Here is an 18,392-nt window from a genome sequence, read left to right as displayed (position 1 = left end):
AACCCTTAACGTCACCCTTAACGGATTCAAGCCACACCATGTCGTTTTTCAATTTCCGCCGGGGCAGCTCAAAGGCTGCTCCCACTGCCGGACCAGCCGCTCAACCGGAAAGCGTGGAAGTCATGCGCAAACGCGCCAAGCACCGCCTGATTGGTGCGGCCGTGCTGGTATTGATGGGGGTGGTGGGTTTTCCGCTGCTGTTTGATACGCAACCGAGGCCCATTCCAGTCGATATTCCGATTGAAATTCCCGGTAAAGGTACGGTCAAGCCGCTGGTCATCCCCGCACCGGCTGCCGCCATGGCGCCCGCATCGGTGTCTGTCGCGTCGCCTGCTGAAAAAGTGGCCGTTGCTGCCAGCCTGGCGCCCAAAGAAGAAGTTTTGCCATCAAAACAGGCGCCGGCCCTTGTAGAACAGGCACCGGAAGCTATTAAAAACGAAGCAAAACCGGATCTGAAACCGGAGGTAAAAGCCGAAGCCAGGCCACCAGCCAAGGTAGAAGCCAAACCGGCTCCCAAGGCACCAAGCGCGAGCGACGGGGGTGCGCGCGCCAGCGCCCTGCTCAATGGCAAGACAGCAACGCTGGCCGACAAAAGCTCCGGCGCCGAGTATCAAGGCCGCGTGGTGGTGCAGGTTGGCGCATTTGCCGATGTCGCCAAGGCCCGCGAAGTGCGCGTCAAGCTGGAGAAAGCCGGTCTCAAAACCTACGCACAGGTCGCCGAAACCAAAGATGGCAAGCGCATCCGGGTCCGCGTGGGCCCGTTTGCCAGCAAGGCCGAGGCTGAAAAGGCCGCCAGCAAGATCAAGGCGCTTGATTTGCCGGCCGTCATCCTGACCTTATAAGCAGTTTGTAGATTCGTGGCGGCGCTTGACTGGATTTTGCTGGGGGTGTTGCTCTTTTCCATGGTGCTGGGTGCCTGGCGCGGGCTGGTGTACGAGGTGTTGTCGGTGCTGGGTTGGGCCGTGTCGTTTTATGTGGCGCAATGGGCTGCGCCACAAGTTGTCACTCTGCTGCCTCTGCAGTCCGCGTCAGCGCCCGTACGCTATGCGGCGGCGTTTGTGCTGATATTTATTGCAGCGGTATTTGCGGCGGGCTTGCTGGCTTTTTTGCTGAAGAAGCTGGTTGAAGCCATCGGCTTGCGACCGGTGGACCGCACGCTGGGTGCGGCCTTTGGCCTGATGCGTGGCCTGATTTTGTTGCTGGCCGCCACCGTGGTGATGGACATGACGGCGCTCCGGTCCAGCAACTGGTGGCAGGAGTCGCAAGGAGCGGCCGTTCTGACAGCCACGCTGAAAGGTTTGAAGCCGGTGCTGCCGGCGCAGTTTGCAAAGGTTTTGAATTAATTTTTATGAGTCAATACATCATGATCGAAACACCATGTGCGGAATAGTCGGCGTCGTCAGCAAAGCCCCGGTTAACCAGCTGATTTATGACGGCCTGCTGCTGCTGCAGCACCGTGGCCAGGATGCCGCCGGCATCGTCACGCAGCAAGGGCGCAAGTTCTTCATGCACAAGGCCAAGGGCATGGTGCGCGACGTGTTTCGCACCCGCAACATGCGCGCCTTGCCGGGCAATGTGGGCTTGGGGCAGGTGCGTTACCCCACGGCGGGCAACGCCTACAGCGAAGACGAAGCGCAGCCGTTTTATGTCAACGCCCCGTTTGGCCTGGTGTTGTCGCACAACGGCAACCTGACCAACGCGGCCGAGCTCAAGGCCGAGCTTTTCAACACCGACCACCGCCACATCAACACCGACAGCGACTCTGAAGTGCTGCTCAATGTGCTGGCGCACGAGCTGGAAAAAACCACGCGTGGTCTGCCGCTCAAGCCCGTCGATGTATTTGCAGCGGTGCGTGGTGTGCACAAGCGTGTCAGGGGATCGTACGCCGTGGTGGCGCTGATCGCCGGCCACGGGATGCTGGCCTTTCGCGACCCGTTTGGCATTCGCCCGCTGTGCCTGGGCCGTGGCCAAAACGAAGATGGCGACACCGTGATGGTGGCCAGCGAGTCGGTCGCCCTGGAAGGCACCTCGCACCAGTTCGAGCGTGACATCGCGCCGGGCGAGGCGGTGTTTGTGGACCTGGAGGGCACGGTACACGCCGAGCAATGCGCAGTCAATGCCAAGCTCTATCCCTGCATTTTCGAGTTTGTGTACTTTGCGCGTCCCGACTCCGTGCTTGATGGCATCTCTGTTTACCAGGCCCGCCTCAACCTCGGTGAAACGCTGGCCAAGCGCGTGGTCTCCACGGTGCCGCCCAACGAGATCGACGTGATCATTCCGATTCCCGAATCGAGCCGCCCCAGCGCCACCCAGCTGGCGCATCTGCTCGGTATTCCCTACCGCGAGGGTTTTGTGAAGAACCGCTACGTGGGTCGCACCTTCATCATGCCCGGGCAGGGCGTGCGCAAAAAATCAGTGCGCCAGAAACTCAACGTGATTGCCAGCGAGTTCAAGGGCCGCAATGTACTGTTGGTTGATGATTCCATTGTGCGCGGCACCACCAGCCGTGAGATTGTGCAGATGGCGCGCGAGGCCGGTGCGCGCAAGGTCTACCTGGCCAGCGCTGCGCCGCCTGTGCGTTATCCGAATGTCTACGGAATCGACATGCCTACGCCGGACGAGTTGGTGGCGCACGGTCGCAGCATTGAAGAAATTCGCCAGGTGATTGGCTGCGATGCGCTGATTTACCAGGACGTGGAGGGTATGCGGCGTGCCATTGGTTCGCTGAACACCAAGCTGGATGGCTTTGACGCTTCCTGCTTTGATGGCGTGTACATCACTGGTGACGTGACGGCCGAGACCATTGCTGCAATGAATTCACAGCGGGCCGATACCGCAGAGAAGATCGGCGAGGACGGCGACGTGGATGTGTCGCGCCTGGCGCTTCCCAATCCACAAGAAGATTGAACGTGACGCATAAAAAATTACCTGAAAACCTTCACCGCGACACACTGGCCGTGCGCACCGCCGTGGACAAAAGCCAATACGGTGAAAATTCCGAAGCGCTGTACCTGACCAGCAGCTTCGTGCAGCCAGATGCCGCCACGGCCGTACGGCGCTTTGCCAACGAGGAAGAGGGTTACGTCTATTCCCGCTTCTCCAACCCCACGGTATCCAGCATGGAGCAGCGGCTGGCCGCGATGGAAGGCACAGAGGCCTGCATTGGTACTTCCAGCGGCATGGCGGCGATCCTGCTGATGTGCATGGGCCTGCTCAAGAGCGGCGACCATGTGATCTGTTCCCAGTCGGTGTTTGGCTCCACCATCAGGCTGATCGGCGGCGAGTTTGCCAAGTTTGGTGTGGAAAGTACTTTTGTGTCGCAAACCGACGTGGCCCAGTGGAAAGCAGCCGTCAAGCCCAACACCAAACTGCTGTTTGCCGAAACGCCCACCAACCCGCTGACCGAGGTCTGCGACATCCGCGCGCTAGCCGACGTGGCGCATGCGGCGGGCGCCTTGCTGGCCGTCGACAACTGTTTTTGCTCACCTGCACTGTCACAGCCTGTCACATTGGGGGCTGACCTGGTTATTCATTCGGGCACCAAATATCTCGACGGCCAGGGTCGCGTGATTGCGGGTGCGATCTGCGGGCCGAAAAAACTCATCGATGAAAAACTCGTTCCCATCATGCGCAGTGCCGGCATGACGCTGTCACCCTTCAATGCCTGGGTGGTTCTCAAGGGCCTGGAGACACTCTCCATTCGCATGCAGGCGCAAAGCGCCAACGCGCTGGCGCTGGCGACCTGGCTGGAAGCGCAGCCGGGCGTGGCCCGCGTGTATTACCCCGGCCTGAAGTCTCACCCCCAGCACGCGCTGGCCATGCAGCAGCAAACCCTCAACGGGCAGGGCTGCGGTGGCGCGGTGGTGTCGTTTGACCTCAAAGGTCTTGATGCCGACAGCGCCCGCAAAAACGCCTTCCATGTGATCGACAGCACCCAGGTCTGCAGTATCACGTCCAACCTCGGGGACACCAAAACCACCGTGACCCATCCTGCGACCACGTCGCACGGTCGACTCACCGAAGCGCAGCGGCAGGCCGCCGGCATCGGCCAGGGCCTGATTCGCGTGGCCGTGGGACTTGAACATATTGACGATTTGAAAGCCGATCTCGCGCGGGGTCTGGACAGCCTGAAATGACATCGTAAGCCATGACCCAACAAGCATCCAAAAAAACACGAACGAGATTTGCGCCTTCCCCCACAGGCTTTATTCACCTCGGCAACATCCGCTCGGCGCTGTATCCGTGGGCGTTTGCGCGCGCCACCGGCGGCATCTTCATTTTGCGCATTGAAGACACCGATGTGGAGCGTTCGAGCCAGGCTGCCGTCGATGTGATCATCGAAGGCATGCGCTGGCTGGGCCTGGACTATGACGAAGGTCCGTTCTACCAGATGCAGCGCATGGACCGCTACAAGGCAGTGCTGGCGGAGCTGCAGGCTGCCGGCCATGTCTATCCCTGCTACATGAGTGTGGCGGAGCTCGACGCGCTGCGTGAACAGCAGATGGCTGCCAAGGAGAAGCCGCGCTACGACGGCACTTGGCGGCCTGAGCCCGGCAAGACGCTGCCCCCTGTGCCTGCAGGAGTGCAACCTGTGCTGCGCTTCAAGAATCCGCAAGGCGGCTCGGTGGTCTGGGACGATAAAGTCAAGGGTCGTATCGAGATCAGCAACGACGAACTTGATGACCTGGTCATTGCGCGCCCTGATGGCACGCCAACCTACAACTTCTGCGTGGTGGTGGACGACATGGACATGGCCATCACGCATGTGATCCGCGGTGACGACCATGTGAACAACACGCCGCGCCAGATCAATATCTTTCGCGCGCTCGGCAAAGCGGTGCCGGTCTATGCGCACTTGCCAACCGTTCTCAACGAGCAGGGCGAGAAGATGAGCAAGCGCAATGGCGCCAAGGCGGTGACGCAATATGCCGTCGAGGGGTACTTGCCGGACGCCATGGTGAACTACCTGGCGCGCTTGGGCTGGAGCCATGGTGACGACGAAATTTTCAGCCGTGAGCAGTTTCTCCAGTGGTTCAACCTGGATCACCTCGGCAAGAGCGCCGCGCAGTTCGACGAAGCCAAACTGCGCTGGGTGAACGCGCAGCACCTCAAGGCCACGGCAGATGAAAAGCTGGCCGAACTGGTGCAACCCTTCCTGACGGCCCTGGGCGTCACGGGTTGGGACGCCGCACGGCTTGCGCGGGGCTGTGGCCTGTTCAAAGACCGCTGCAGTACGCTGGTCGATCTGGCTGGCTGGTTGCAATTGCTCGTGACCGGAGGGCAGGCCAGTAGCGCGGATGTCAGTACGCATGTGACCGAGGCTGTGCGCCCGGCCCTCGCCAAGCTCGCTGTTGCGCTGGGTCGCTGCGAGTGGAACAAAGCGGCGATTGCCGCAGCGATCAAGCAGGTGCTGGTCGAGAGCGGTCTGAAGATGCCGCAACTGGCCATGCCGGTGCGCGTGCTCGTCATGGGTACGCCGCAAACGCCTTCGCTGGACGCCATTCTGGAACTCATGACACGAGAAGATGTGATGGCCCGGCTGAAGATTGATTGAAGGTCGGTTGCAGGTTTGAAAAACACATAATTTTCGGGCTATAATTCAAGGCTCGACAATTGCAGGGAAACTTGCAACATAGGGGGTATAGCTCAGCTGGGAGAGCGCTTGCATGGCATGCAAGAGGTCAGCGGTTCGATCCCGCTTACCTCCACCAAAGATTGTCGGGAAGAGTTTTGATCGGTTTTTTTGGCAGGCCTTTTGTGTAAAAGCTTAAAGCCTGCTGCGGAAGTTCCAAGGTTTTGACCCCATCGTCTAGAGGCCTAGGACACTACCCTTTCACGGTAGGTACCGGGGTTCGAATCCCCGTGGGGTCGCCAGCATTCTTCACAGCAATGTGTTGAGACAAGGCGCAAGTTGTTAGCACTTGGCTCGCAAGAGTAAACGCTATCTACCAGGAGTGGTAGTTCAGTTGGTTAGAATACCGGCCTGTCACGCCGGGGGTCGCGGGTTCGAGTCCCGTCCACTCCGCCATAGTAAAAAGCGAAACCGTTGTAAGTCATTGATTTACAACGGTTTTTTGCTATTTTCAGGCCTCTTTTGCTACCCGTTTTGCGTTGTGCTGGTGCTACCCCCCGGGGAGCCCTTGGGGTAGCAGCAAATAAAGCCTTCAGGGCCTCAAACGGGCTACACGCCGGTTTTTTATTTCACGCTGCTCCGAGAGGTCCGGTCCGCATTGATGACATATTGAAGGTGCTATTGCTGCCAATTGAAAATTCAAAAATAACAGATTGAAGGGAAACCGACAGGACCCATCGGCACAGGACTCACCGAAGTATCAGTCGATCAGCGCATCAACTGGTGAACGGGTAACGAGCGATTCAGGACTCGCCTTGGAGGTGGGCCTGCGCCCGTGGGTGGCGGGTCAAACCAATCGAGCTGACTGGGAGGCGCATCTTGAGGACCGACATGCCAAACTCGGCATTACAGTACACAAAACTGTGGTTTTCACGACGGCAACAAGGTGCGATACTTCAATTGAGGTGGTTGAATTTCCTATCCGTATTTACCGGATGTCGGTGGAAGACCTGCGGCCGATCTCCTGAACGTACCATTACGCGTTTTTGATGTTCCCGGATGCGCTACCGGTCTGTTGATCCCGAAAGTGTCCTGGTTCTGTCAATCAAGCTGCTAACGCTGCCCTCAATGAGGATGTGCGTTATGACTTTTTTTCTGTGGGTGAAATGTAAAATATTTTACCAAAAACCGCTGAATAAATTGGTTTCCCAATGACTGTGAAGGAGAGTGATGTGTCGAAGGATTCCGTCAAAATTACCCTGCTGGCTGACAACGAAGCATCCGAAGGGCTGGAAAAGGAACACGGCTTTGCCGCTTGGGTTGAAGTCGGCAGCCGACACATTCTGTTTGATACCGGACACATGGGAGCCTTGCAGGGCAATGCGGCGCGCCTCGGCATCAACCTGAAGGATGCGGACCTGCTTGTCATCAGTCACGGGCATCGCGACCACACCGGAACGCTGGACAAGTTTTTGGCAGAAAACAATCACGCGGAATTGTATTTCGCCAATCAGATCGATATCGAGCGATTTTGGTACAAGCCGGACGCGGATACCTACGGCATGCCTGAGGAATCACGACAGGCATTGGCGGCATTGCCGGCCAGCCGCGTCCATTCAATCGCTGCGCCGCACTATCTCGCGCCGGGGGTAGGCATAACTGGCCCGGTGCCGCGACTGAATTCGTTTGAAGATACTGGCGGCACGTTTTACTTCGACAAGAATCGCGTTACTGTGGACGGGATCGAGGACGATCAATCGATGTGGTTCGAAACCGACGATGGGCTCGTCGTGTTGCTCGGTTGCTGCCATTCAGGCTTGTCGAACACGATCGATTACATCCGCAAGATTTCGGGGATATCCAAAGTGCGTGGCGTCGTCGGCGGGATGCATCTGTTACAGGCAAACGAACAACGTCTCGAGCAGACTTTCGAGGTGATGACCGGCTGGAATGCGGATTTCCTCATCCCTTGCCACTGCACCGGCATGGCTTCGGCGATAAAAATGCGTGCAACCATCGGCAGCGAAATTGTCAGCCACGGCCATGCGGGCATGGTGGTCGAGGCGGGGCAGCTTCGGCAGTAGCCTTGTTGACAAGCCTCCAGCAACTCCCGCGCTATCCGCATTTGCAACGGCTTTTTACTTTTTCTGCTACCCCGAATACGGTTCAGGTGACGGAGTTCGACCTGACCGTGGCCACGCTGCGCAGGCTAAATGCTGATGCGCAGCAAGTTACCACCACCGGTCCGACCGGTCCTGCGGTCATTGCTGGACGCGAGAGCCGCGCCAGCGCCACAGCAGCGCCAGCGCCGCCAGGCTGAAAGCAGCGCCTGCGGCAAAGGTAGCCGGAGCGCCCAGCTGGTCCCATAGAACGCCAGCCACTGTGCTGGCCAGCAGCATCGCCAGGCCGCTCATCAGGTTAAAAAAGCCGAAGGCGGTGCCGCGCAGGTCCGGCGGTGCGGTGTCGGCCACCATGGTGGCGAGCAAGCCCTGGGTCATGGCCATGTGCAGTCCCCACAGTGTAATGCCGGCCCCTACCCAAGTCAGGTGGCTGCTGGAGGCCAGCACCACATCGGCGGCGATCAGAACAACCAGACCCCACGCCAGCAGCGTGGTGTGGCTGACGGCGTCTGACAGCTTGCCAAAGGGGTAAGCGCCCAGGGCATAGACCAGATTCATGCCGATCAGCACCAGCGGCGTGTAAGCGACCGGCAGGCCGACTTGCAGCGCACGTAACAGTAAGAAAGCTTCGCTGAAGCGGGCCAGCGTGAACACGGCGCCAATGGCGACCACGCGCCAATAGGGCGCGCTCAAGCGGCGCAGGTTGGCTTTGCTGATGGGGTTATGCTGAAGCGCCTTTTGTGCGGGCGCAGGCTCCTGCACACCAAACAGCAGCAGGGCCACCGCCATGAACCCGGGAACCATGGCGACCCAGAAAATGGCCCGGAAGTCATTGGCCCAGAGCAGCATCAAGCCCATGGCGACCAAGGGGCCTACGAAAGCGCCCACAGTGTCCAGCGACTGGCGCAGGCCGAACGCTGCACCGCGCATGCCGGGCGGGGCCAGGTCGGCCACCAGCGCATCGCGCGGGGCGCCGCGCAGGCCTTTACCGACGCGGTCGATCAGGCGGGCGGCCAGCACCAGACCTGTTGTCGTCGCCAGTGCAAAGAGAGGTTTGGAGGCCGCGCCCAAGCCGTAGCCCAGCACCGCCAGGGGCTTGCGCTTTCCCCAAAAGTCACTGAGCACGCCAGAGAACACCTTGACGATGAGCGCCGTGGCCTCGGCAGCGCCTTCAATCAAACCGACGGCCCACATACTGGTGCCCAGCACCGTCACCATGAAGACGGGCAAGAGGCTGTGGATCATCTCGGAAGAGATATCCATTAGCAGGCTGACAAAGCCCAGCGCCCATATGGCTGCAGGAAGACGCCTTGCTGACTTCCCAGTGGTGTTGGAAGTTTCAGTCACAAGGCTTTACGGAAAAGGCTTCAGCCGCGCGGGTCACAGATCAGCTGACGATGACAGCCGGGCCATCGTCACGGGTCATAATCACGCCGATCTCATAGACCTGTTCACCGGACTCACGAAGAGTTTGGGCCATAGCCTGGGCGCTGGCGGCGTCCACCACCACGACCATGCCAATGCCGTTGTTGAAGGTGCGGTTCATCTCAAAGTCGGAAATGGCGGCGGTGTTTTGCAGCCAGGCAAACAGCTCGGTCTGCGGCCAGCTGCCTTTTTTCAAGTGCGCGGCCGTCCCGTCGGGCAGCACGCGTGGGATGTTTTCCAGCAGGCCGCCGCCTGTGATGTGGGCTAACGCTTTAATTGGGTGGGCCGCCAGCGCCGCCAGCACGGTTTTGACATAAAGGCGCGTTGGCTCCATCAAGGCCTCCTTGAAGGGCTTGCCGTCCAGCGTGACGGGCAGCTTGCCTGCAGCCCGCTCGATGCATTTGCGCACCAGAGAAAAGCCGTTGGAATGCACGCCGCTGCTGGCCAGGCCCAGCACCACGTCGCCGGGTTTCACTTCTTTGCCGGTCAGGATTTTTGATTTTTCCACAGCCCCCACGGCAAAACCGGCCAGGTCATATTCGCCTTCGGGGTACATGCCGGGCATTTCGGCGGTCTCGCCGCCAATCAGGGCGCAGCCGCTCAGCTCGCAGCCTTTGGCAATGCCGCCGACGACAGCGGCAGCGGTGTCCACATCGAGCTTGCCGCAAGCGAAGTAGTCCAGAAAGAACAGCGGCTCGGCGCCTTGCACCAGCACGTCGTTGACGCTCATGGCCACCAGGTCGATGCCCACGGTGTCGTGCATGTTCCATTCAAAGGCCAGGCGCAGCTTGGTGCCTACGCCGTCGGTGCCGCTGACCAGCACGGGCTCCTTGTAGCGCTTGGGCACCTCAAACAGGGCGCCAAAGCCACCAATGCCCGCCAGCACGCCTTCGCGCATGGTTTTTTTGGCCAGCGGCTTGATGCGTTCAACCAGGGCGTCGCCCGCGTCAATGTCAACGCCGGCGTCTTTGTAACTCAGGGGAGAAGAGGAGGAAGTGGTCATGCTGCTTGGGTGGGTAGGGCTTGGGTAGGATCGGCTGTCATTCAGTCCGGGCGCCGGTGTGCAAGCCCGATAGAATTCAGCCTAAGATTCTAAGGGTTCCCCCCTCCCAGGCTGTATGCAATTTACTTCTACCCAAAAACGCACCGCGACCTGGTGTCTGATCGCCGCGCTGGTGGTGCTGGCGCTGTGGTTTCTGGGGCCGGTGCTGACGCCCTTTGTGGTGGCGGCTGTGCTGGCTTATGCGCTGACGCCGGTGGTGGACAAACTCGATGACATGGACCGGGGCCGGGTGCCGCGTGTGCTGGCAGTCCTGCTTGTGGAGACCTTGTTCATCCTGATTCTTTTATCCATCCTGCTGCTGGTGGTGCCGATTTTCGCCAAGGAACTGCCTTTGCTGCGGGACCAGCTGCCGCTGCTGGCAAACCGGCTCAACAACTCGCTGGGCCCATGGCTGGCGCAGTTCGGCATCAAGGTGTCGCTGGACGTCGGAAGCATCAAGACCTTTGTCGTCACGTACCTCAATGCCAACTTTGAAGAGGCTCTTGGCTCGGTCATGTCGTCGCTGAAGCTGGGCGGCAGCGTGGCGCTGACGATCGTGGGCAATGTGGTGCTGATTCCGGTGGCGTTGTTTTTCCTGCTTAACGACTGGGACCGGTTTGTCGCCCGTGTTGTTGAGCTGGTGCCGCCGAAAATGCGCGCTTCGTTTGACAGTTTCACCGAGGAGGCCGACATCGTGCTGGGCCAGTACCTGCGCGGCCAGCTGCTGGTCATGGGGGTGCTGGCGATCTATTTCAGCGTGGCGCTGACGCTGTTCGGTTTTGACCTGGCCGTGCCGGTAGGTGTGTTCACCGGGCTGGCATTCTTCATTCCCTACCTGGGCTTCGGTCTGGGCTTGATTCTGGCGTTTTTGGCCGGTATTTTGCAGTTCGGCGGCCTTTACGGCGTGCTGGTGGTGGCCGGCGTTTATGGCGCCGGGCAACTGGTCGAGAGTTTTTATCTGACCCCGCGCCTGGTCGGCGAGCGCATCGGTCTGCACCCGCTGGCCGTCATTTTTGCCCTGCTGGCTTTCGGGCAGATGTTTGGCTTTCTCGGCGTGCTGATTGCGTTGCCCGCCAGTGCGGTGCTGCTGGTCGGCATTCGGCGTTTGCGGGCCAGCTACATGACCAGCAAGCTGTACTGCGGGTGATCGCGGCAATGACAGGCATGAAACAGATCGCACTGGACATCGGACTGGCTTCCGCGCCCTCGTTTGCCAATTTCTTTGGCGGGCCAAATGAGGCCGCGGTCAAGCACCTCGAACTCTGGGCCGGCAATACCCTGCGCTCGCCTGTGCCCACCTACCTATGGGGCGAAGCGGCCAGCGGCAAGACCCATTTGCTCAAGGCCGTCGCTGAGGTGCTGCACGAGCAGGGCGCTTCGGTGGGCTGGATGGATGCTTCCCTGCTGGAGCCGCCAGAATTCAACGCGTCCTGGGCCGCCGTGATTCTGGACGACTGCCATCTGTACACGGCGTTGCAGCAGCAGGCGGCCTTCAACTGGTTTGTGAATGCGCTGAATGCCGCCGACGGACACCCGCGTTGGGTGCTGGCGGCTGGTGATGTGCCGCCAGCTGATCTGGCCTTGCGCGAGGACTTGCGTACGCGCCTCGGCTGGGGCCATGTGTTCGGCCTGCAGGCATTGACCGAGACGGAGCGGCGCGCCGTGCTAAGGCGCGAAGCCGATGCACGCGGCGTGTTTCTGGGCGACGAGGTCATGGACTTCATGCTGACGCGCTTTTCGCGGGATCTGGGAAGCCTCATGCAGTTGCTGGACCAACTGGACGGCTACGCCCTGCAGACCCAGCGGGCCATCACCATTCCGCTGATTAAATCCATGCTTGAAAGCCTATGAAGCCAAAAAAATTGAGCACCGCTACGGCTGGCTCTGGTGCCGCCGTATTACACGAAGTGAAAAGCGTGGGGCCCCGTCTAGCTTTGTTTGATCTGGACCATACGCTGATCCCTATCGATTCTGATTACGAATGGGGCGAATTCACGATCGCGCTGGGCTGGTGCGATAGCGCCGAGTTCAAGCGCCGCAACACCGAATTTTTTGCCCAGTACCGGGCCGGAACGCTGGATATTCATGACTACGTGCGCTTCGCCACGCAAGCCATGCGGGAGCAGGGTGCTATAAAATCAGTAGCTGCTCACGCCCGTTTCATGGCCGATGTGGTGCAAAAAACCATTACAAAGCAGGCCCAGGAACTGGTTCAGCAGCACCGCGCGGCCGGCGACGAACTGGTGATCGTGACCGCCACCAATGAGTTCGTGACCCGCCCGATTGCCGAGGCCTTTGGCGTGAAAGAGCTGATCGCCGTCGAGCTGGAGCGTGACGCGCTGGGCAACCTGACCGGTGAAATCAAAGGCACGCCTTCTTTTCGCGGGGGTAAAGTCGCGCGGGTAGAGGCTTGGCTGGCTGCCCAGCAATTGGGCTGGGATGATGTGGAAACCACGTTTTATACCGACTCCATGAACGATTTGGCACTGCTGGAGAAGGCAACGCACCCGGTCGCCACCAACCCCGACGAGCGCCTGCGTGCTCTGGCCATGGAGCGAGGATGGCGCATACTTGACCTGTTTTAGTGGGAGACATCGCTTGCTGTTGCGCAATTATGGTCTGTCCCGCAAAGTTTTAGCCCAAAGTGTTGGGGACAGAGCTTGTTGCCGTGCAACTGCGGTCTGTCCCGCAAGGAAATATGATTAAAAAATTTATCGACAAGCTGTTTGGCAAATCAGGCAGCACGGAGTCCGGCGTCAAGCAAGTCAAAAAATCACCTTTTGGCAAGCGTCAGGAAGTCGGCCCCAAAGAACACGGCATTGACCCCAAGCTGGTCGATGAGCGCGCGATGGATGTGGTGCACACACTTAAAGCAGCGGGTTTTGAAGCTTATGTAGTGGGTGGTGCCGTGCGCGACCTGCTGGTCGGCCTGCGCCCCAAGGACTTTGACGTTGCCACCGATGCCACGCCCGAACAGGTCAAAAGCCTGTTTCGCCGGGCCTTCATCATTGGCAGGCGTTTTCGCATCGTTCACGTCATCTATGGCCGCGGCCGCGAGCATGAAGTGATTGAAGTCTCGACCTTTCGCGCGCACCTGGACAGCAGCCTGGCCGAGCAGGTGGGCGGCAATGAGCGCACCAGCAAGAGCGAGCTCGCCGGCATGAAGCACGCCGTACATGCGTCCGGTCGTGTGCTGCGCGACAATGTCTGGGGCCCGATGGAAGAAGACGCCGCGCGCCGCGACTTCACCATCAATGCCATGTACTACGACCCTGAAACGCAGGTCGTGGTCGATTATCACAACGGCATCCGCGACGCCAAGAAAAAAATCGTCCGCATGATTGGCAACCCGGCTGTGCGTTACCGCGAGGACCCGGTGCGCATCATTCGCGCCGTGCGTTTCGCCGCCAAGCTCAATGCGCTGGGCTTCAAGTTTGAAGACAAGACCGCTGAGCCCCTGCGTGAGATGAGAGGCTTGCTGGCCGACGTGCCGCAGTCGCGCCTCTTTGACGAAATGCTCAAGCTGCTGCAAACCGGCCATTCGCTGGCCAGCATTGAGCAGCTCAAAACCCTGGGCCTGGGCACCGGCATTTATCCGCTGCTCGACGTCGTGGTAGAGATGGCCGATGAGCCCTTCCTGAGGCTCGCCTTGCAGGACACCGATCGCCGCGTCGGCGAAGGCAAGCCGGTGGCGCCCAGCTTTTTGCTGTCTTGCGTGCTGTGGTCCGATGTGCGCCACGGCTGGGACCAGCGCCTCAAGCGCGGCGAGCATGGCATGCCGGCGCTGCAGGACGCGATTGACGATGCCTTCAACGCCAAGATTGGCGACGTCTCGGGCCGCGGCAAGCTGGGCACCGACATGCGCGAGATCTGGACCATGCAGCCGCGTTTTGAAAAGCGCGTGGGCAGCTCGCCTTACTCCCTGCTGGAGCAACCGCGCTTTCGTGCCGGGTTTGACTTCATGCGCCTGCGCGCACAGACCGGCGAGATTGATCAAACGCTGGCCGATTGGTGGGAGAAATTCAGCACCGCTTATGACGATGAACGCCACGTCATGATTGAAGAGGTGCGACAGGCCCAATTGCAGAAACCGCAGCAGTCCCGGGTCCGCGTGAAGCGACCCGATGCCGACGCGGGGAGTTCATCCGGCAACCCATCCAGTAATTCGTCCAGCGCCAGTCGCACGGCGAGCGATCTGGCCGAACCGTCCCTGGAAGAGGGTGGCACCGCACCGGCCAAAAAACGCCGCCGCCGCCGCAAGCCCACGAACCGGGCCAATCCCGGCGCCGCGGAAGGCGCCAGCGACCAGCCCTCGTCTCATACCGACTCCACTGCTTCCAGTTCTTGAGTCCGGCGACCCTGTCATGCGTACAGGCGAGTCGACTGGCGACGCCCTCAGTCGGCCTCGCGTCGTCACCGCCTACGTCGCCCTGGGCGCCAACCTCGGCGACGCCGTGGCTGCGCTCCGGCATGCAGTCAACGCCATGAACCGCTTGTCGCTGACGCAACTGCGCCAAACTTCCAGTGTCTACAAAACCGCACCACTCGACACCGATTCAGGCGGCGTGGCCCCGGCGCTGGGCCCCGACTACTTCAATGCGGTGGTGGCGTTGGAAACCGGCCTGAGCGCGCCTGCGCTGCTGGAGCAACTGCAGTTGCTGGAGCAACAAGCCGGGCGCGAAAGGCCTTACCGCAACGCGCCGCGTACGCTGGACCTGGACCTGCTCTTGTATGGCAGCGCCCGCATCGATTCAGCCCGGCTGACGGTGCCGCATCCGCGCATGACGCAGCGGGCTTTTGTGCTGGTGCCACTGGCTGAAATTGCGCCAGGCAGGGTGAGCGCTGAACAACTCAAGGCAGTTCAGAACCAGGCGGTTGAGCGGCTTGGCCGGTTGCTGGATTAAGGTGTTCTCAGGGCGCCAGACGCTCACGCAGCCAGCTGGCGTCGGCTTGCAGCGTGTAGCGCAGACGGTCGTGCAGGCGGCTTTTGCGGCCTTGCCAGAACTGCCAGTTGTCGGGTTTGAGACGGTAGCCGCCCCAATGCGGCGGGCGTGGGGGCTGCAACAGGAATTTGGCGCCATACAGGGCGGCATTGGTCAGCAGCACGCGGCGGCTTGCGATCACTTCGCTTTGCGGACTGGCCCAGGCGCCAATGCGGGAATCCAGCGGCCGGCTGTGGAAGTAGGCGTCGCTTTCTTCGGCAGATACTTTTTCAACCACGCCTTCGATGCGTACCACGCGTTCCAACTCGACCCAGTGAAACTGCAGCGCCGCATAGGGATTACCGGCGAGTTCCTGGCCCTTGCGGCTGTCGTAATTGGTAAACCACACAATGCCGCGCGCATCAAAGCCCTTGATCAGCACGACGCGGGTGGAGGGGCGCAGGTTGCTGGCCACGGTCGCCACCGTCATGGCATTGGGTTCAGGCACCTGCGCCGTGACGGCTTCGTTCAGCCATTGCTCGAATTGCTTTAACGGGTCGGCCTGCGAAGCCTCTTCATTGAGCTCAGCGCGCTCGTAGCTCTTGCGGAGATCGGCAATGGAGGGTTTGTGCTCTGACATCCCTGAAGTATAGAGATTGCCCCATCCCATCCCTCACTGCTTTAGGCTTCCTCGTCGGCGCTTGCAACTCCCGTCCCCACGCCAAGACGCAGACCGATGGGTTTCTCGCTCATGCGGCTGTCGTTATTGTTACAAAATTTTCATTAAATGTGCTTTATGCACATTTATGATGAACGCATCATGCTAACGCGAACCCTCGACACTGCTACAGAATCGCTTGCCGGCTCGGCCCTGACTGCGGAAAAGCAGTTGCTGCTGGAAGCCGTGGGCAACGTGCTGACACCACTGGCGCAGTTGTGCGTGGGCAAGGGCATCACCATCCAGATGATTGAGGAGCGCCTGCGTGAGGCTTTTGTCCAGGCCGCGCGCCTGGTCCATGCGGATCTGCCCTCGAACCGCCTGACCAGCCGCATTAGCGCCACCACCGGGCTGACCCGCCGCGAAATCGCGCGACTGGAGAACCAGCCGGCCCGCAAGCGTGAGCCCCGCCGCTCGCCGGTCACCGAGCTGTTCATGCGCTGGCTGGCAGACCCGGCGCTGCGCACTCCGGCCGGCAAGCCCCAGCCTTTGCCGCGCCAGGGCTCGGCCCCGAGTTTCGAGGCCCTGGCCCAGTCAGTCACGCGCGACGTGCACCCGCGCACGCTGCTGGAAGAGCTGTGCCGCCTGCGGCTGGCCGAACACGATGTCAGCACCGACACGGTCCGCGTGCTGCAGGAGGCCTTCGTGCCCCGCGGTGACTGGGCGCGCATGGTCGGCTACCTGGGCGACAACGTGGGCGACCACCTGCGCGCCGCCACGGCCAACGTGCTGGGCGACGGCAACCAGGAACTCGAGCAAGCCATTTTTGCCGACGAGCTCTCGGTCGGATCGCTGGCCCAGGCCCGCAGCCTCATGATGCAGCAGTGGCGCAACATGCTCAACGAGATCGCGCCGCGGCTGGAAGAACTGATTGCCGCTGACCGTCAGGCCGGCCGCGTGCAGGACCAGAGCTTGCGCATTGGCCTGTTCACCTGGTCGCAAGCCATGCTCCCGGTTTCCCCCCTCACCCGTCCTTAGTACCACCAAAGAAAGCATTACATGAAAACTGCACACGACACCCCTGCATTCCCTCGCATCACGCGCCGGGAAGGATTGTTGACCCTGTTAGCCGGCGCCATGACGCTGGCGGGCTGCGGCGGCGGTGGCGGGGGCAGCGTGGCTACCGTGGGCGGCGGCGGCACCGGCTCGTTCTCGGCGGGGCCCATTAGCGGTTTTGGCTCGATCATCGTCAACGGCGTGCGCTTCGACGATTCGAATGCAAGACTGCTCGACGACGATGGCCTGCTGCACGTCGACCATACTGAGCTGAAACTGGGCATGATGGTCCGTGTGAAGGGCAAGGCCAATTCAAGGAAAGCGGACAACACTGACTCGGCCGACGAGATCAGTTTCGGCAGCCAGTTGCTGGGCCCGATCGACAGCATCCCTAGCTCGCAAACCGCACCGGCGACGCTGGTGGTGCTCGGGCAAACCGTGCAGATCACGGTCAGCACCATTATTGGGGATGGTCTGACGCTCTCAATGCTGGCGAAGGACACTATCGTCGAAGTACACGGCTTTGTCGATCCCGCGACCAACCGCCTCGTGGCCACCCGCATCGAGAGCAAACTCCCGGCCAATGTCACGGCCTTCAAGCTGCAAGGTACTGTCAGCGGTCTCGACACCACGGCCAAAACCTTCAAGATCGGCACCACGCTGACCATCAGCTACGCCGGTGTGGCAATTGCTGACCTGCCCGCCAACCTGGCCAACGACCTGCTGGTGCGCGTAAGGCTGGACTCCAACCCGCTCACGTCGACGGCAACGCGAAAAGCGACCAAGATACGCGCCGTCGAGGTCGAAGTCGAAGACCGCGACGAGGCCGGAGTCGAAGGCACGATCACGGACTTCACCTCCTCCGCCAAGTTCAGCGTCAACGGACAGCCGGTCGATGCCAGCGGCGCCACGGTCCCGGCGGGCCTCAAAGCAGGCAACCGCGTCGAGGTCGAGGGCAGCCTGGTCAATGGCTTCCTGGTGGCGAAGATGGTTCAACTGAAAGACGAGAACGAAATACGCGTATTCGAGCTGCATGGCATCGTCTCCAGCAAGACATCAACGTCGTTAACCTTCACCTTCACCTTGACCTCCTCCGGCGGCATCGTGGCCAAAGTGAGCTTCACCATCGGCGCGGTGGCCTTTGACAATGGCATGACCGCGGCTAGCCTGCTCGACGGCGTCAAGCTTGAGGTCAAGGGCGTGGCATTGCCTGACGGCACCATCAAGGCGACCCGTATCAGCTTGGAGTAATCAAGTAAAGGCTGCACACCGCAGCCTCTCCTGGGCGGGCCTTGTGCCCGCCTTTTTTTGAGCAAAGCGCGGCGTATGTGTGGATCAGCATGGCTGCTCAGAGTTTGACCAGTGCCAATAGTTTTCCGAGGGCGTGGTCATGAATGCCTAGCGTGCGCAGTTTGTCGTAGGTCAGCTGGGCGTAGTCGCGGGTGCTGCCGTAGCGCCCGCAGGCGCTTGAGAAAATCTGCCGGTACCGGTCTTCAGTGAGCACGCCGGTGTGGCTCGGGCTGCGTTTTGACAGCGTGAAGGCCAGCGCCCTGACCTCGCCCTGCGCGCTCTGGCAGCGCAGCCACTTGGGGTCGTA

The 18,392-nt window shown here is 60.6% G+C and carries 16 protein-coding genes, 3 tRNA genes and 1 pseudogene; 16 read left to right on the top strand and 4 right to left on the bottom strand.

What is annotated here, in order from left to right; genetic code table 11:
• Nucleotides 1-38 precede the first annotated feature (38 nt).
• From B3F77_RS10625 to B3F77_RS10585, 9 genes are all read left to right on the top strand, one after another.
• On the top strand, nucleotides 39-842 hold the full coding sequence (locus B3F77_RS10625) for an SPOR domain-containing protein (RefSeq protein WP_293604927.1): 804 nt from the start codon (nucleotides 39-41) through the stop codon (nucleotides 840-842).
• A 15-nt stretch (nucleotides 843-857) separates the two neighbouring features.
• A complete protein-coding gene (locus B3F77_RS10620; protein ID WP_293604926.1) occupies nucleotides 858-1,343 on the top strand; it encodes a CvpA family protein in 486 nt (161 codons plus the stop codon).
• A 34-nt stretch (nucleotides 1,344-1,377) separates the two neighbouring features.
• Nucleotides 1,378-2,907 carry an amidophosphoribosyltransferase gene (purF, locus tag B3F77_RS10615; RefSeq protein ID WP_293604925.1) on the top strand — a complete coding sequence of 510 codons (1,530 nt, stop codon included), beginning with the start codon at nucleotides 1,378-1,380 and terminating at the stop codon, nucleotides 2,905-2,907.
• Nucleotides 2,908-2,909: 2 nt separating this feature from the next.
• Nucleotides 2,910-4,136, top strand: a complete 1,227-nt coding sequence (locus B3F77_RS10610; RefSeq protein WP_293604924.1) for an O-succinylhomoserine sulfhydrylase — start codon at nucleotides 2,910-2,912, stop codon at nucleotides 4,134-4,136.
• An 11-nt stretch (nucleotides 4,137-4,147) separates the two neighbouring features.
• Nucleotides 4,148-5,554 (top strand): glutamate--tRNA ligase, encoded by a 1,407-nt coding sequence (gltX, locus tag B3F77_RS10605; protein ID WP_293604923.1) that lies wholly within the window; start codon nucleotides 4,148-4,150, stop codon nucleotides 5,552-5,554.
• Nucleotides 5,555-5,635: 81 nt separating this feature from the next.
• Nucleotides 5,636-5,711 (top strand) — tRNA-Ala (locus B3F77_RS10600).
• An 87-nt stretch (nucleotides 5,712-5,798) separates the two neighbouring features.
• A tRNA-Glu gene (locus B3F77_RS10595) sits at nucleotides 5,799-5,874 on the top strand.
• A 77-nt stretch (nucleotides 5,875-5,951) separates the two neighbouring features.
• Nucleotides 5,952-6,028, top strand: a tRNA-Asp gene (locus B3F77_RS10590).
• 776 nt (nucleotides 6,029-6,804) lie between these two features.
• Nucleotides 6,805-7,656, top strand: a complete 852-nt coding sequence (locus B3F77_RS10585) for an MBL fold metallo-hydrolase (RefSeq protein WP_293604922.1) — start codon at nucleotides 6,805-6,807, stop codon at nucleotides 7,654-7,656.
• 177 nt (nucleotides 7,657-7,833) lie between these two features.
• Here B3F77_RS10585 and B3F77_RS10580 read toward each other — a convergent pair whose 3' ends face one another.
• Both B3F77_RS10580 and purM read right to left on the bottom strand, forming a co-directional pair.
• A complete protein-coding gene (locus B3F77_RS10580) occupies nucleotides 7,834-8,955 on the bottom strand; it encodes an MFS transporter (protein ID WP_293604954.1) in 1,122 nt (373 codons plus the stop codon).
• 124 nt (nucleotides 8,956-9,079) lie between these two features.
• Complete coding sequence (gene purM, locus B3F77_RS10575) at nucleotides 9,080-10,120, bottom strand: phosphoribosylformylglycinamidine cyclo-ligase (protein ID WP_293604921.1); 1,041 nt, start codon at nucleotides 10,118-10,120, stop codon at nucleotides 9,080-9,082.
• A 115-nt stretch (nucleotides 10,121-10,235) separates the two neighbouring features.
• Between purM and B3F77_RS10570 the strand changes: the two genes are divergently transcribed.
• The 5 genes from B3F77_RS10570 to folK all read left to right on the top strand — a co-directional run bounded on the left by B3F77_RS10570 (nucleotide 10,236) and on the right by folK (nucleotide 15,063).
• Nucleotides 10,236-11,306, top strand: a complete 1,071-nt coding sequence (locus B3F77_RS10570) for an AI-2E family transporter (RefSeq protein WP_293604920.1) — start codon at nucleotides 10,236-10,238, stop codon at nucleotides 11,304-11,306.
• A gap of 17 nt (nucleotides 11,307-11,323) precedes the next feature.
• A complete protein-coding gene (gene hda, locus B3F77_RS10565) occupies nucleotides 11,324-12,010 on the top strand; it encodes a DnaA regulatory inactivator Hda (RefSeq protein WP_293604919.1) in 687 nt (228 codons plus the stop codon).
• Between the two features lie 56 nt (nucleotides 12,011-12,066).
• Complete coding sequence (locus B3F77_RS10560) at nucleotides 12,067-12,744, top strand: HAD family hydrolase (protein WP_414702997.1); 678 nt, start codon at nucleotides 12,067-12,069, stop codon at nucleotides 12,742-12,744.
• Nucleotides 12,745-12,857: 113 nt separating this feature from the next.
• Complete coding sequence (gene pcnB, locus B3F77_RS10555) at nucleotides 12,858-14,507, top strand: polynucleotide adenylyltransferase PcnB (protein ID WP_293604917.1); 1,650 nt, start codon at nucleotides 12,858-12,860, stop codon at nucleotides 14,505-14,507.
• Between the two features lie 16 nt (nucleotides 14,508-14,523).
• Entirely contained in the window at nucleotides 14,524-15,063 is a 540-nt protein-coding gene (folK, locus tag B3F77_RS10550) for a 2-amino-4-hydroxy-6-hydroxymethyldihydropteridine diphosphokinase (protein ID WP_293604916.1), read from the top strand.
• Nucleotides 15,064-15,070: 7 nt separating this feature from the next.
• Here folK and pdxH read toward each other — a convergent pair whose 3' ends face one another.
• Nucleotides 15,071-15,721 carry a pyridoxamine 5'-phosphate oxidase gene (pdxH, locus tag B3F77_RS10545; protein WP_293604915.1) on the bottom strand — a complete coding sequence of 217 codons (651 nt, stop codon included), beginning with the start codon at nucleotides 15,719-15,721 and terminating at the stop codon, nucleotides 15,071-15,073.
• Nucleotides 15,722-15,901: 180 nt separating this feature from the next.
• On the opposite strand from pdxH, the gene B3F77_RS10540 reads away from it, so the two are divergent.
• Both B3F77_RS10540 and B3F77_RS10535 read left to right on the top strand, forming a co-directional pair.
• Nucleotides 15,902-16,777, top strand: coding sequence for a DUF6502 family protein (locus B3F77_RS10540; RefSeq protein ID WP_293604914.1), 876 nt, complete (start codon nucleotides 15,902-15,904; stop codon nucleotides 16,775-16,777).
• A 21-nt stretch (nucleotides 16,778-16,798) separates the two neighbouring features.
• The gene (locus B3F77_RS10535; protein WP_293604913.1) at nucleotides 16,799-18,046 is read left to right on the top strand and encodes a DUF5666 domain-containing protein; all 1,248 of its coding nucleotides are present in this window, start codon (nucleotides 16,799-16,801) and stop codon (nucleotides 18,044-18,046) included.
• Nucleotides 18,047-18,143: 97 nt separating this feature from the next.
• Here the strand turns inward: B3F77_RS10535 and B3F77_RS10530 are convergent.
• Nucleotides 18,144-18,392, bottom strand: a pseudogene (locus B3F77_RS10530) (gamma-glutamylcyclotransferase); the annotation flags it as partial.

Source organism: Polaromonas sp. UBA4122 (assembly GCA_002381615.1).
Classification (GTDB): domain Bacteria; phylum Pseudomonadota; class Gammaproteobacteria; order Burkholderiales; family Burkholderiaceae_C; genus Polaromonas.
Note: the sequence above shows the minus strand (reverse complement) of the source record. Positions and strands in the feature narration are given on the sequence as shown.

Coding starts and splice junctions, on each gene's coding strand:
- B3F77_RS10625 (WP_293604927.1), top strand. CDS start 39: ATGTCGTTTTTCAATTTCCGCCGGGGCAGCTCAAAGGCTGCTCCCACT.
- purF (WP_293604925.1), top strand. CDS start 1,378: ATGTGCGGAATAGTCGGCGTCGTCAGCAAAGCCCCGGTTAACCAGCTG.
- gltX (WP_293604923.1), top strand. CDS start 4,148: ATGACCCAACAAGCATCCAAAAAAACACGAACGAGATTTGCGCCTTCC.
- B3F77_RS10580 (WP_293604954.1), bottom strand. CDS start 8,955: ATGGATATCTCTTCCGAGATGATCCACAGCCTCTTGCCCGTCTTCATG.
- purM (WP_293604921.1), bottom strand. CDS start 10,120: ATGACCACTTCCTCCTCTTCTCCCCTGAGTTACAAAGACGCCGGCGTT.
- B3F77_RS10570 (WP_293604920.1), top strand. CDS start 10,236: ATGCAATTTACTTCTACCCAAAAACGCACCGCGACCTGGTGTCTGATC.
- hda (WP_293604919.1), top strand. CDS start 11,324: ATGAAACAGATCGCACTGGACATCGGACTGGCTTCCGCGCCCTCGTTT.
- pcnB (WP_293604917.1), top strand. CDS start 12,858: ATGATTAAAAAATTTATCGACAAGCTGTTTGGCAAATCAGGCAGCACG.
- folK (WP_293604916.1), top strand. CDS start 14,524: ATGCGTACAGGCGAGTCGACTGGCGACGCCCTCAGTCGGCCTCGCGTC.
- pdxH (WP_293604915.1), bottom strand. CDS start 15,721: ATGTCAGAGCACAAACCCTCCATTGCCGATCTCCGCAAGAGCTACGAG.
- B3F77_RS10540 (WP_293604914.1), top strand. CDS start 15,902: ATGCTAACGCGAACCCTCGACACTGCTACAGAATCGCTTGCCGGCTCG.
- B3F77_RS10535 (WP_293604913.1), top strand. CDS start 16,799: ATGAAAACTGCACACGACACCCCTGCATTCCCTCGCATCACGCGCCGG.